Source organism: Catonella sp. (assembly GCF_057250765.1).
Genome location: NZ_DBHIEC010000007.1, coordinates 67308 through 81092, shown reverse-complemented (window position 1 = coordinate 81092; position 13785 = coordinate 67308). Strand labels below are relative to the sequence as shown.

Annotated in this window: 11 protein-coding genes and 2 tRNA genes; 10 read left to right on the top strand and 3 right to left on the bottom strand. The window is 40.3% G+C overall.

Going from position 1 to position 13785, the window contains the following annotated elements:
- The first annotated feature begins 16 nt into the window (after positions 1–16).
- Both ACO6HM_RS05285 and ACO6HM_RS05280 read left to right on the top strand, forming a co-directional pair.
- On the top strand, positions 17–811 hold the full coding sequence (locus ACO6HM_RS05285; protein ID WP_485390098.1) for an alpha/beta hydrolase: 795 nt from the start codon (positions 17–19) through the stop codon (positions 809–811).
- A 106-nt stretch (positions 812–917) separates the two neighbouring features.
- Positions 918–1277, top strand: a complete 360-nt coding sequence (locus ACO6HM_RS05280; RefSeq protein WP_208428141.1) for a response regulator — start codon at positions 918–920, stop codon at positions 1275–1277.
- Between the two features lie 116 nt (positions 1278–1393).
- On the opposite strand, the gene ACO6HM_RS05275 is transcribed toward ACO6HM_RS05280, so the two are convergent.
- Positions 1394–1464: transfer RNA gene (locus tag ACO6HM_RS05275), tRNA-Gly, on the bottom strand.
- 130 nt (positions 1465–1594) lie between these two features.
- Between ACO6HM_RS05275 and ACO6HM_RS05270 the strand changes: the two genes are divergently transcribed.
- Both ACO6HM_RS05270 and ACO6HM_RS05265 read left to right on the top strand, forming a co-directional pair.
- On the top strand, positions 1595–2566 hold the full coding sequence (locus ACO6HM_RS05270) for a tRNA dihydrouridine synthase (protein ID WP_485390097.1): 972 nt from the start codon (positions 1595–1597) through the stop codon (positions 2564–2566).
- Between the two features lie 157 nt (positions 2567–2723).
- Positions 2724–3932, top strand: a complete 1209-nt coding sequence (locus tag ACO6HM_RS05265) for an NADP-dependent isocitrate dehydrogenase (protein ID WP_485390096.1) — start codon at positions 2724–2726, stop codon at positions 3930–3932.
- Between the two features lie 144 nt (positions 3933–4076).
- On the opposite strand, the gene ACO6HM_RS05260 is transcribed toward ACO6HM_RS05265, so the two are convergent.
- The gene (locus tag ACO6HM_RS05260; protein ID WP_485390095.1) at positions 4077–4610 is read right to left on the bottom strand and encodes a glutathione peroxidase; all 534 of its coding nucleotides are present in this window, start codon (positions 4608–4610) and stop codon (positions 4077–4079) included.
- A gap of 459 nt (positions 4611–5069) precedes the next feature.
- Between ACO6HM_RS05260 and ACO6HM_RS05255 the strand changes: the two genes are divergently transcribed.
- From ACO6HM_RS05255 to ACO6HM_RS05230, 6 genes are all read left to right on the top strand, one after another.
- Positions 5070–6233, top strand: coding sequence for a PucR family transcriptional regulator (locus ACO6HM_RS05255; protein ID WP_485390094.1), 1164 nt, complete (start codon positions 5070–5072; stop codon positions 6231–6233).
- A gap of 30 nt (positions 6234–6263) precedes the next feature.
- Positions 6264–7688 carry a diguanylate cyclase domain-containing protein gene (locus tag ACO6HM_RS05250; protein ID WP_485390093.1) on the top strand — a complete coding sequence of 475 codons (1425 nt, stop codon included), beginning with the start codon at positions 6264–6266 and terminating at the stop codon, positions 7686–7688.
- A 380-nt stretch (positions 7689–8068) separates the two neighbouring features.
- Positions 8069–9088 carry a phenylalanine--tRNA ligase subunit alpha gene (gene pheS, locus ACO6HM_RS05245; protein ID WP_485390092.1) on the top strand — a complete coding sequence of 340 codons (1020 nt, stop codon included), beginning with the start codon at positions 8069–8071 and terminating at the stop codon, positions 9086–9088.
- Positions 9089–9195: 107 nt separating this feature from the next.
- Positions 9196–11634, top strand: coding sequence for a phenylalanine--tRNA ligase subunit beta (gene pheT, locus ACO6HM_RS05240; protein WP_485390091.1), 2439 nt, complete (start codon positions 9196–9198; stop codon positions 11632–11634).
- A gap of 70 nt (positions 11635–11704) precedes the next feature.
- On the top strand, positions 11705–13216 hold the full coding sequence (locus ACO6HM_RS05235) for a carboxypeptidase M32 (protein ID WP_485390090.1): 1512 nt from the start codon (positions 11705–11707) through the stop codon (positions 13214–13216).
- A gap of 9 nt (positions 13217–13225) precedes the next feature.
- Positions 13226–13678 carry a VanZ family protein gene (locus ACO6HM_RS05230; RefSeq protein ID WP_485390089.1) on the top strand — a complete coding sequence of 151 codons (453 nt, stop codon included), beginning with the start codon at positions 13226–13228 and terminating at the stop codon, positions 13676–13678.
- A gap of 29 nt (positions 13679–13707) precedes the next feature.
- On the opposite strand, the gene ACO6HM_RS05225 is transcribed toward ACO6HM_RS05230, so the two are convergent.
- Positions 13708–13781, bottom strand: a tRNA-Arg gene (locus ACO6HM_RS05225).
- Positions 13782–13785: the final 4 nt, after the last annotated feature.

The following is a 13785-nucleotide window of genomic DNA, read 5'->3' as shown; positions in this document are numbered from 1 at the left end:
GGATTAAGCAGGGCAATTGTGCAAAAGCCGTGAAGAGCAGGTAAAGGATTTGAACTGTAATGTATCTGCAGTTGCTAAAAGCAATTATAATGGTATAATGGCTAAAAAGCCAGTACATTTTGGAGGGAAAATGATTGAAGAATTAAAAATAAATGGAAAAGAGATATTAAGATATTGTGTAAACAATCCGAAGTATATTTTGGTACAATTCATTGACAAAAATGATGAGGGGGAACTTGAAGAGGAAATTAATCTGATAGAGACCTTTACCGACAAAACCTTTGCTTTCGTGGGAATTAGGGCTAAATGCTGGAATGATGAACTATCACCTTGGGAGGCAGAGCCTGTATTTGGCAGGAAGGGTTTTGGTGGAGGAGCGAATAAGAACCTTGACTATCTTAGGGAAAATATAGACGGCATCAAAAAACTATGTGGACTTGATGCTGCTGTCCCTGTTATTCTTGGAGGTTATTCACTTGCTGGGCTGTTTGCGCTATGGGCAGGATATGAAAGCTCTATCTTTAGCGGAATAGCAGCGGCTTCTCCTTCGGTGTGGTATAAGGGCTGGAGAGAATACATCCGTGGGAAAGGGATGAACTCGGAGGCAGTTTATCTAAGCCTCGGTCTTAAAGAATCAAGAACTTCAAATAAAAGGCTGTCTAAGGTTGAAAATTGTATCAAAATGCAGTATAATGAATTTTCAGAGAAAAACCACATAAAGCATATTTTGGAATGGAATGAAGGAAACCACTTTGTTGATGTTCCACTTCGTATGGCTCGTGGTTTTAGCTGGGTTTTGAATAATATTTAAAACATGGTTGCTAAAATCAGCAATTCCTAGTAAAATATATAGTGAGTTGTTGGAATAGTCTTCTGAATTCAAATCTTTAAAATAATGCGTGAAAGGGAGTATAATAATGGCTAAGAAAGTGTTGGTAGTAGATGATGCGGCTTTCATGAGAATGATGCTTAAGGACATCCTATCTAAGAACGGATATGAGGTTGTAGGTGAGGGTGTTAACGGTAATGATGGATTTGAAAAGTATAAAGAGTTAAAGCCAGACATCGTTACTCTTGATATTACAATGCCTGAATGTGATGGATTACAGTGCTTGAAGAAGATTAAGGAGTTCGATGCCGCTGCTAATGTAGTTATGTGTTCAGCTATGGGACAGCAGGCTATGGTTATCGAATCTATCCAGAGCGGTGCAAAGGACTTCATCGTTAAACCTTTCCAGCAGGACAGAGTATTGGAGTCACTTGCAAAGATTAAATAAGCCTTATAAATCAGTATGATTTAAAATATACAAATAAAATAAACTAAGACTGTTTTCTGAAAATGAAAATGGTCTTAGTTTGTTGTCTTATTGAAGGTGATTTACCAATAATAAAAAGCAGATGACGGGAATCGAACCCGCCTCTCAACCTTGGGAAGGTCGCATTCTACCGATGAACTACATCTGCTTAACTACAACACAATTATACTCTTGAATGATTAGTATGTAAAGCTAAAATTATGAAGAAAACTTACAAGTATCATAAAAAGGCCATAATAAATGGTTTTCTTCTGTTAAGTGATTATAAAGGAAGTGAAATGAAAAACTACATCGTAAGCTTTGCCCCTATGGAGGGGATTACAGGGAGGATATTTAGAAGGGTGTTTGACAGACATTTTAAGGGTGTAACTGACTATTACACCCCATTTATTACGCCCAAGGAAAAGAGGGGGATTGATAAAAAAGATATAAAAGAGCTTCTTCCCGCACACAATGAAGGAATAAAGATAGTACCTCAGATACTTACAAGCAGTAAAGATGCCTTCAACCTGACTGCTTTTAAGCTTATGGAAATGGGCTATAAGGAGATAAACCTTAACCTTGGCTGTCCTTCGGGAACTGTGGTAAATAAGGGGAGAGGCTCAGGTGCCTTAAAAAATCTTGATGGTCTTAAGGAGCTATTAACAGGTATCTTTAACGAGGCAGAACATACAGGACTTAAAATATCCATAAAGACGAGAATCGGCTATGAGGAAGCTTCTGAGTTCCGTAATATCATTTCGCTTTATAGGCAGTTTCCGATTGAAAAGCTAATCATTCATCCAAGAACCAGGACAGAGTTTTACCTGGGCAGAGTACATAAAGAGTGCTTTAAGCAGGCAGTAGACGAATACTCCAAAGCAGACGAAGCAGGTAAGCTCTGCTTCAATGGAGAGCTTAAAGGTGTAGATGATGTACTTGCTATAGAAAAGGAATTCCCGGATATAGACCATATTATGATAGGGAGGGGGCTATTAAGATACCCATTTTTGCTGGAAGATATGGCGGGAGTGGTGGTCACAGACAGACAAGGCAGGATAAGAAACTTCCTTGAAGAACTCTTAGACACATATCTTGAGGAGTTTAATGGAGGGGCTGCAGCAGTACTTAAGTTAAAGGAAATCTGGTTTTACTTGCAGGATAGCTTTGAAGGAAGTGAGGCCTACGTAAAAGATATAAAAAAAGCTAAGGGAGTGGCTGAATATAAGGCTGCGGTAAATGTGCTTTTGTTTAACTGTAAGGTAGTGTAGAAGATTGTAAGAGGCAAAGGTGTGTAGTCCTTTATCATAGATGCCCACAGCATTGTATTTCTATATAAGCTTGTTTACAAAGTATTTGCCATCACTCCCTAATTGTGATAACCTTATAAAAACGTTGTATTACAAGTTTAGATACAGGAGGCATACTATGGCAAAGATAGAGATGAAGACTCCGCTTGTTGAAATGGACGGAGATGAGATGACCAGAGTCATATGGCAGATAATAAAGGATGAACTTATCCATCCTTTTGTAGAGCTTAAGTCAGAATACTATGACTTGGGGCTTAAATACCGTAATGAAACGGATGATAAGGTTACAGCAGAGTCTGCAAAGGCTACGCTCAAGTACGGTGTTGCAGTTAAATGCGCTACAATCACACCTAATGCAGCAAGAGTAAAGGAATACAACCTTAAAGAGATGTGGAAGAGTCCAAACGGTACTATCAGGGCCATGCTTGATGGAACAGTATTTAGAACTCCTATTCTTGTAAAAGGAATAGAGCCTTATGTGCGCACCTGGAAAGAGCCTATTACCATAGCCAGACACGCCTACGGAGATGTGTCTAAAAATGCTGAAATGAAGGTGAATTGTCCCGGTAGGGCTGAACTGGTATTTACAGCTGAGAATGGAAGCGTGACAAAGGAGCTTATTCACGAGTTTAAGTCACCCGGCGTCATTCAGGGTATGCACAACCTGAACTCTTCCATAGAGAGCTTTGCAAGAGCCTGCTTTGAGTACGCTCTAGAGCTGAAGGTTGACCTATGGTTTTCTACTAAGGATACCATTTCTAAGAAGTATGACCATACCTTCAAGGACATATTTTCTGAAATTTATGAAAAGGACTATAAAGTAAAATTTAAGAACAAGGGAATCACTTATTTTTATACACTCATAGATGATGCTGTGGCAAGGGTGATAAGGAGTGACGGAGGCTTCCTATGGGCTTGTAAGAACTATGACGGAGATGTTATGAGCGATATGCTTGCAACTGCCTTTGGTTCTCTTTCTATGATGACCTCTGTGCTTGTGTCTCCTAAGGGAGTATGGGAGTATGAAGCAGCACATGGAACAGTTCAGAGGCATTATTATAAGTACCTTGAAGGTGAACCTACCTCAACCAACTCCATAGCTACTATATTTGCATGGAGTGGAGCTCTTAGAAAAAGAGGAGAGCTTGACGGCCTAAGTGACCTTGCCGCCTTTGCAGGCAAGCTTGAAAAGGCGGTTATAGAAACAGTAGAAAGCGGCATTATGACAAAGGACTTAGCTGAGATAACTACTCTTAAAGAAGTAAAGACAGCAGGCACTGAGGATTTCATAAAGGCTGTAAGAGAAAGACTTGAAAAGAGTCTGTAAGAAGTCTGCAAGAAGCATATAACGATAACTATGCATAATAACTATGCATAATAACCATAAAAAAAGCTATTGCAGTAAAGCATTAATTCCATACTGCAATAGCTCTTATATATATTTATGTATAGGAGTAATGAAAAAGCAAAATTACAAAAGTTTCTTAACGTAAGGATCCATATCCTCGCTTGTCACGGTTGGAGAGAATCTCTCAACTACATTTCCGTCCCTGTCAATTAAGAACTTGGTGAAGTTCCAGTTGATTTCTGCTCCAGGGAATACCTGTCCAAGACTTGCAAGCTTCTCAAGAAGTCCTGCTGAAGCGGAGTTGGTAACTTCCTCAGGCTTCTGCTCCTTAAGATACTTAAAGAGAGGGTCTGCATTAGGTCCGTTTACCTCAAGCTTCTCAAAGTTCTCAAAGGTAACACCATAGTTTACCATACAGAACTTAACGGTTTCTTTTCCGTCCTCAGGATTCTGATCAAGGAACTGTCCGCAAGGGAAGCCGATGATTTCAAATCCGTCCTTGTTGTACTTCTGATATAACTTCTCAAGATCCTCAAGCTGTGGAGTAAGACCACATCCTGTTGCTATATTTACTATGAGAAGTACCTTTCCTTTATACTCTGAGAGTGAAGTAGTACCACCCTCAACGTTCTTTACGCTAAAATCATATACACTCATTTTGTCCTCCTTCTTGCCGTTTGGCAAAACTAAACTTGATAGGATGATGATAACATTTTTAGAGAATTAATTCTACATGTAAAATAACTAAAATTGCGTACAATTTAATTGAATACTTTGTTTATTTTTAAATACACATAATTCGTTGTAGACTTTAGATAGTACAGACAGCCGATATATTTGTTAATATAGGTAAGAAGCCGCTTTTGAAAGGATTGCAAAAAGCGGGTCTGTAGCAATCTTGTATCAATGGGTGCTATATACTTTTGACACCCACATCATAATATAATTAAGCAGCTGTTTATATGATTAGGCTTGCTAAACTCCTAAAATGCCCCTATAATGTTATTAGGTAGTTCCTTGCCCTAAGAGATAACAGTATTTTTAGGTATTGCGGGGAATAACATCAGCAATTCTTTATCAGTGACACTATATAATATGACTTAAGGATGGTGGATTATGAGCGAAGATATAATAAAAGAACTTGAAATGTTAAAAAAACTGATAAGCTTAAGTATGGAAAGCAGAAATGAAGAAGCGGTTATGGAATATATGCACTCTCTTTTTGCCTGCGACTTTATATTTTTTAATTACATAAATAACACGAGAGTAATAATGGGTGAGGAGGAAAATGTAGACCTTTCAAACTGTTATGAGTATCAGATTAGCTTAAATGCAGAAGTGCTTGGCAAGTTTTCTATGAACATTTTAGAAAAGGACGTTACAGAGACGCAAAAGAAGGCGCTTGGCTATGTGGGTGATTTGTATATTCTTATGCATAAGGAGAAATTCTCTGAGGATAGAGTGGATAAGGACCTTAAGCAGGAGCTGGTGCTTGATATATGTACCGGCAATATCAAGTCCCGCGAAGAGTTCAATATCAGATGTAAATTAAACGGCTGGGATATGAAGGACAATGTGGTGGTGGTTATCTTTGACCTTGACGAATACAAGAAGAAAACTGTTGACCTAAAGGAGTCAAGCGGGAAAATCGAAGTAGTCAAGGAAAAGATGTTTAGGGAACTCAGAAATAATTTTCTGAACGTGGGCATGACATTCTACTATTATCAAAACAGCGACAGCATTATATTTATATTTGAATTTGACAATAATTATCTGCATAACAAAGATAGCGTATTTAAGCGTGTTATGGAGGATTCTAAAGAAAATTACGGATTTACTTATACAATTGGTATAGGAAGGACTATAAATAATATCTTCGATACGCCGATATCTTATACAGAGGCAAGAGAAGCAGTAAAAATTGGCCGTAGTATGCTTGGACTTGGAATGATACACGAATACAAGGATTTGGAGTTGTTCTCACTTCTTAATAACGCTGTAAATAAGGATATATTGGCGGGTGAGCTTATGCGCCCTATCCGAAAACTTATAGAGTATGACAGAGAAAATGAGACAGAGTATTATATCTTCCTTAAGGAGCTTATCAATGCAAACTGGAGTCTTACAAGGGCTTCAGAAAACAACTACATCCATTATAACACTGCAAAATACAGACTTAAAAAGACAGAAGAGATTATGGAGCTTCAGACTGACGGTGCCAACGCCAGATTTAAGTTAGAGCTTGCCCTTAGGCTGTATGAATTAAAAAATATGGTATAAGCAGGTAGTTCTGCTTTTGTGGAGATAATAATGGGAAAATATAAGAAAGTCGAGAAAAAGACTGACAAAGGCTGGAATGTAAGTACAATCAGCACGAAGGTTGTTGTTGCAGGAATTCTTATTTCAATTATTATTGTATTTTTTGTTAGTTTTATAGTATCGGGCACTATCAGAAATCTTGAAGAAAAGCTCATAGGAAGCCGACTTGAAGCTGATATGAACTATGTAAAGGATTTGATTTCAGAGCATGACGATACTGCAAGATGGAATGTAAGAGGAAATTCCATTTACTTTGGAGATACTGAAATTGGCGATGGAACAAGAGAAAAAGCCAACCTGGAACCTTTCTTAGAGCATTACTCAAAGACAGGAATACTTTCGTATGTCTTTCTGAAGGTAAGGGATGACGACCCGAGGCTGCTCGCTGCAAGGAAACAAAAGCTTCCATACGAACCGGCGCATTATTTTAGAGTTGCAGGTAGTACCCTAGGTGAAGATGGAGTTTCTATCCTAGGTACATTTATAACAAGGAATGTTGCCGAAACCCTTGACAGAGCCGGTGAGTATAAAGGTGAGGCAAATGTTGCGGGAAGTGCGATATACTGCCTTTACAGAGTGCTTAAGGATAGTGACGATAAGGTCATAGGTGCAATGGTTGTCGGACGTAATATAGATGATATGAACAGGGAAGTTGGTAAGGCTGTTGTGAAGGTAGCTTTATTTACACTTTTTGTCATTGCCATCATCATTGGTATCATTTTCATCATCATTTATCAATTCTTAAATACAATAAAGAGCATAGCATATTATCTAAAGCAGCTTGAGGTAGGGATAATACCTGACAACAGGCTTGAGATAAAGTCGTTTGCAGAGATGAACCTTGTAGCTGAGAGTATCAACAACCTCGTGAGGTATATGAGGGAAAACAGTGACTTACAGAGAAAATCAGAAATGGATGCCCTTACAGAGCTTCCAAACAGGATGTCATACGACCAATACTCGGAAGATCTTGAGAAATATCTTCGTGCCAATCCGAGATCTCTTGGTGTTGAAATACTCGATATAGATTATTTTAAACAGTTTAACGACAATTATGGGCATCAAATGGGTGATGAGTGTATACGCATGATTGCAGGAGTTCTGCTAAGACTCACTCAGGATCATCCTAAGGTGTATGCAGCAAGGTACGGAGGGGATGAGTTCGTTATCATCTACCCGGGTTCGCTGCACAGCGAAATAGAGACCATGGTAAAAGAATTAAAGAAGAATGTGCAGAAGATGGCCATGGAGCACAAGTATTCAAAAGCTTCGGATATCGTTACAATTACACAGGGAGTTTGCTTTGATATATTTTCGCCTTATGCTTCTATCTCGGATTTCCTTAAGAGAGCGGATGATGCGCTCTATGAGGAAAAGAAGATTAGAAGAAACAGTTATAGGATAGTACAGCTCTAAAAGACTTGACATTCCTTTCATAAACATATATCATTTACTTTATCAAATAATAAAAACTTTGAAGGTGCAGCCTTTTGGCACAGGGAAAGGGAGTCATACAGAGAGAGGAAACGCTTGCTGGAAGTTTTCTTATGCAACCCCGATTCTGACATTCACACCCGAGTTGTGAGGCTTAAATCATAGAGAGTAGGTTTCATCGGCAGCAGCCGTTATCTGCAAGAGAGTGCTTATCTTAGGATAGGAACCAGGGTGGTAACACGGGAATATTCGCCCCTGCTTTATGCAGGGGCTTTTTTTATGCAGTAGGAATTGCTTTAAGCTTCTATTACATAAAACTCTCCGAGGGATACCGCAGTTTATAACACTATATGGAGGATAAAATGAAAGAGAAATTACAGGCAATTATGGAGTCTGCGCTTAAGCAGATAGAAGAGGCTGTGGACAGCGAGAAGTTAAATGACGCCAGAGTCAGCTTTCTTGGTAAAAAAGGCGAACTTACGCAGGTGCTTAAGAGCCTTAAGGATGTAGCGCCTGAGGATAGGCCAAAGGTAGGCCAGCTTGTCAATGAGGCTAGGGAGACTATAGAGAAAAGGCTTGACGAGCGTAAAAAAGAATTTGACAAGAAGATGCTAGACCTTAAGCTTGCCACAGAGACCATAGATGTTACCCTTCCTGCGAAAAAGCCTATGATAGGCCATAGACATCCAAACACCATAGCGCTTGATGAGGTCAAGAAAATCTTTATCGGTATGGGCTATCAAGTGGTAGATGGCCCTGAAATAGAGTTTGATTATTATAACTTTGAGGCACTTAATATACCTGCGAACCATCCTGCAAAGGATGAACAGGATACCTTTTATATAAGTGACAAGCTCTTACTTCGTACCCAGACTTCATCAGTTCAGGTACATGTTATGGAGAAGCAGAAACCGCCTATCAGGATAATAGCACCTGGCAGGGTGTTTCGTTCAGACGAGGTGGATGCGACACATTCTCCTTCCTTCCATCAGGTAGAAGGACTTGTCATTGACAAAAATGTTACCTTTGCAGACCTTAAGGGAACTCTTGCTGAGTTTGCAAGAAGGATATTCGGAGAAAATACCAAGGTTAAATTCAGACCACACCACTTTCCTTTCACAGAGCCTTCTGCAGAAATGGATGTGTCCTGCTTTAAGTGTGGAGGAAAAGGATGCCGCTTCTGTAAAAATGAAGGCTGGATAGAGATTCTTGGCTGCGGTATGGTACACCCTCACGTACTTGAGATGCGTGGCATAGATCCTAAGGAGTACCAGGGCTTTGCTTTTGGTATTGGTCTTGAGAGAATTGCTCTCCTTAAATATGAGGTTGATGATATGCGTCTTCTCTATGAGAATGATGTGCGCTTCTTAAGACAGTTCTAAGCTTAGGATAAACTCTAAAAATAAAAAGTCTGGCTCTTACACAGTGTGATTCTACAGTTGTAGGATGCCTGAAGACAGCTTAAATCAGGTAGAAAGAGGAGAATAACATGAATACACCTTTATCATGGATAAAAGAAATGGTGCCGGGGCTTGACTGTACACCGGCAGAATATATGGATGCAATGACGCTTAGCGGTACCAAGGCTGAAAGCGCCCAGTACTTTGATAAGAATCTTGACAAGATAGTAGTAGGAAGAATCAACAAGATAGAAAGACATCCTGACGCTGACAAGCTTGTTATATGTCAGGTTCAGATTGATGAGGATGGCAAGGAAATCCAGATAGTTACAGGTGCACCTAATGCCTTTGAAGGCGCTGTAGTTCCTGTAGTGCTTGATGGAGGAAGGGTAGCCTGTGACCATTCAGGAAATAAGCCGGGGGAAGGCTTTGTTATAAAGGCAGGAAAGCTAAGAGGAGTAGACTCAGCGGGCATGATGTGCTCTATAGACGAGCTTGGCAGGGATAAGACCTATTATCCTGAGGCAGACGAGGAAGGACTTTACATTTTCAATAAAATCGAGGGTGGAAGTACACTTAAGCTTGGAAGTGATGCCCTTATTCCTCTTGGACTTAGAGACGCTCTTGTAGAATACGAAGTAACCAGCAACAGGGTAGACTGCTTTGGTATAGAGGGCATAGCAAGAGAGGCCGCAGCCACCTTCCGTAAGGAGTTTAAGCCTCCTGTGATTAAGGAGGTTGGCAACAATGAAAAGGCAGAGGACTACATTTCGGTTGAAATAAAAGATAATGAACTTTGCAAGCGTTATGTTGCGAGAGTGGTTAAGAATGTAAAGATAGCCCCATCTCCTCTTTGGATGCAGAGAAAGCTCTCCGCAGTAGGTATCCGTCCTATCAATAACATCGTAGACATAACCAACTATGTGATGACTGAACTTAGCCAGCCTATGCACGCCTATGACATTGACACTATCGAGGGAAAAAAGATAGTGGTGGAAAGGGCGGTAAACGGAGAGAAATTTACTACTCTTGACGGAGTAGAAAGAGAGCTTGACGATACAGTTTTGCTTATAAAGGACGGAAAGAAGGCTGTAGGCATTGCAGGAATCATGGGTGGAGAGAATTCCAAGATAAATGAAAACCTTAACACTGTTCTCCTTGAGGCAGCCTGCTTTGATGGTACCAATATCCGCCTTTCAAGTAAGAAAATAGGCCTTAGAACTGATGCCTCAGGTAAGTTTGAAAAGGGACTTCATCCGGAGACTGCCCTTTTAGCTATGAATAGAGCCTGCACCCTCATAGAGGAGATAGGTGCCGGTGAGGTAGTTGGAGGAGTAGTTGATGTATACCCTGTAAAAGAGGGTGACAGAGAGGTAGAATTTGACCTTGATGCCTGCAACCGTCTGCTTGGGACCAACATCAGCCTTAATGAGGCAAGAGAGTATTTTGACAGGCTTTGTATAAAGATAAATGACGACCTAAAGAGTGTTGTGGTTCCTTATTTTAGACAGGATTTGCTCCGTAATGCAGACCTGGCAGAGGAACTTGCAAGATTCTTTGGCTATGACAAGATACCTACCACCCTTCCAAGTGGCGAGTCCACAGCCGGAGGAGAGACTTTTGGCATGGAAATAGAGAGTAAAGCCAGGGAACTTGCAGAGCAGTTTGGCTTCTGCGAAGGAATGACCTTCTCCTTTGAGAGCCCTAAGGTATTTGACAGGCTTTTGCTTCCTTTAGATGCAAAGGAAAGAGAGGCCATAGAGATAAAGAACCCTCTTGGTGAGGACTATTCCATTATGCGTACCCAGATAATAAACGGTATGCTTACGTCACTTGGAACCAACTCAGCAAGAAGAAATAAGAATGTAAGGCTTTATGAGATATCCAATATTTACCTCGCAAAGCAGCTTCCTCTAGTAGACTATCCTGAGGAGAGAAAGCAGTTCTGCCTCGGTATGTACGGAGAAGGCGATTTCTTCGTGCTTAAGGGAGTGATAGAGGAGTTCTTATACAAGGTAGGCATGAAGAAGCTCCCTTCCTACAACGCAAACGCAGGCAAGACCTTCCTTCATCCGGGTAGACAGGCTGAGATTATCTATGAGGATACGGTAGTTGGATATTTTGGAGAAGTACATCCTCTTGTTCAGGAGGCCTACGGTATAGCTGAGAGAACCTACGTAGCCAACATAGATCTTAGTGTCATCTGTAAAAAGGCTAATTTTACCGTAAAATACGAAGGAATAGCCAAATTTCCATCAGTTGTCCGTGACATAAGTCTTGTGATGGATAAGAGCCTCACAGCGGGAGAGATAGAAAAAATTATTAGATCTGAGAGTGGAGCTATATTGGAAAGCCTCGAACTCTTCGATATATATGAGGGAGAGAGAATTGGTGCGGGTAAGAAATCGATGGCTTACTCGGTTACCTTCAGAAATAAAGAAAAAACCCTTGAAGAATCAGAGATAAGCGCTGTTATGGATAAGATTCTTAAGGGCCTTCAGACTATAGGAGCAGTACTTAGAAGCTAAGTTTATGGTTGCAAATCATGCCAAAATAGTGGATAATGTGATTAGATTAATAGTATAGGGAGAAGAAGGCATGAATAATGATTTTAAAGCGCTTAAGCCATATCTTGACAAAGCTATGGCTATGAACACTGCTATGGCACTCTTTGAGTGGGATACAGAAACTCTTGCGCCAAAGGCTGCTGTTGACCAGACTGCCAAAGTTATGGGAGTACTTGCAGGAGAGTCCTACAACGCTATTATGAACGATGAAGTAAAGGACATCGTATACAGGCTATCAAAGGACGTTGAAGATGGAAAAGACGAAGGACTTAGCGAGGTAGAAAAGGGAATCATTAAACAGCTCAAAAAGGAATATGAAGTACTTGAAAAGATTCCTGCTGATGAGTTCAAGGAATTCTCTAAACTGCAGGCCGTGGGAGCGTCAAGATGGGCAGAGGCGAAGAATGCTGATGACTTTGAGAGGTTTCTTCCTACGCTTAAATCACTTATTGAATATTCAAGAAAGTTTGCAGGCTACAGAGTAAAACAGGGCGAAAAGCCTTATGATGTACTCTTAGATGACTACGAAGAAGGATTTAACCAGGAAATACTTGATAAATTCTTTGGTAAGCTTAAGGAGGCTATAGTTCCTCTGCTTAAGAAGATAAAGGAAAAACCACAGGTTGAGTATGATTTTCTTTTTAAGAACTACCCAGTGGATAAACAGAGGGAGTTCTGCAAATACTTAGCCGAATATATGGGCTTTGATCCTGATAGGGGAGTTATTGCAGAAAGTGAGCATCCTTTTACAAACAGCCTTCACAATAAGGATGTAAGAATCACGAACCATTATTATGAGAACAATCTGGAAAGCGCTATTTTTTCGATTATCCACGAGGCAGGACATGGCATATATGAGATGAATATACCTGATGAACTTACCCAGACCATTGTTGGGGAAGGCTCATCAATGGGGCTTCATGAGTCACAGTCAAGATTCTGTGAGAACATTATCGGAAGAAGCAAGGCTTTTTGGGAGCCTATTTATGGGAAGCTTGTCTCTACCTTCCCAGAGCAGCTTAAGGATGTAGGCCTAGATAAATTTATAACAGCCATCAACCGTACTGAGCCGGGACTTATACGCACAGAGGCAGATGAGCTGACCTACAGCTTACACGTGCTTGTGCGCTACGAGGTAGAAAAGAAGATATTTAATGAGGACTACCCTGTAGAAAAGCTGCCGGAGCTTTGGAATGATTTATACGAAGAATACCTTGGCATACGACCTGACACATATAAGGACGGCATCCTCCAGGATGTACACTGGTCAGGTGGAAGCTTCGGTTACTTTTCAAGCTATGCCCTTGGCAATGCAATCGCTGCAGAGCTTTACCACCAGATGAAGAAGGAACTTGACTTTGACGGTCTGTTAAGAAGAGGCGAGATATCAAAGATTATGGACTGGCTAAAGGAAAAGGTTCATAAATACGGAAAACTTAAGAATACAAACGAGATACTTCTTTTAGCTACGGGTGAGGAATTCAACGCAGATTATTATATTGATTATCTCACTGAAAAGTTCACTAAGGAATACGGACTATAAGGATGTATAATGAGAAAATTCATTGAGAAGAACAAAAACCTGCTTATAGGCATAGTTTTTATTGTTTACCTGCTTGCCTTGTGCTATCACTTATTCCTTAGTGACAGCCTGGGCAAGAGGGAAATATCAGATATCTACAGGTACAACTTTACATTATTTAAGGAGATAACCAGATACATTGAGAACATCAATGTTATAGGTGCAAGATTGGTTATATTAAATCTTGCCGGGAATGTGTTTGCGTTTGTACCATTTGGATTATTTGTGGGTTATTATTTAAGAAAAAAGAAGTTTACATTTATAAAAACAGCCCTGCTTGGCTTTGGCTTTACAGTGCTTATAGAGGGGATTCAGCTTGTGACTAAGGTAGGCATCTGTGACATAGATGATGTGATTCTAAATACTACAGGAGTTGTGATAGGAGCGGTGGCAGCTAAGTTTATTTTTAGGACTAAAAAATAAAAAAAGGTACCGATAAGCGGTACCTGATATGTATGTGACAAGATTCGAACTCGCGACCTTCTGATCCGTAGTCAGACGCTCTATCCAGCTGAGCTACACATACAAAA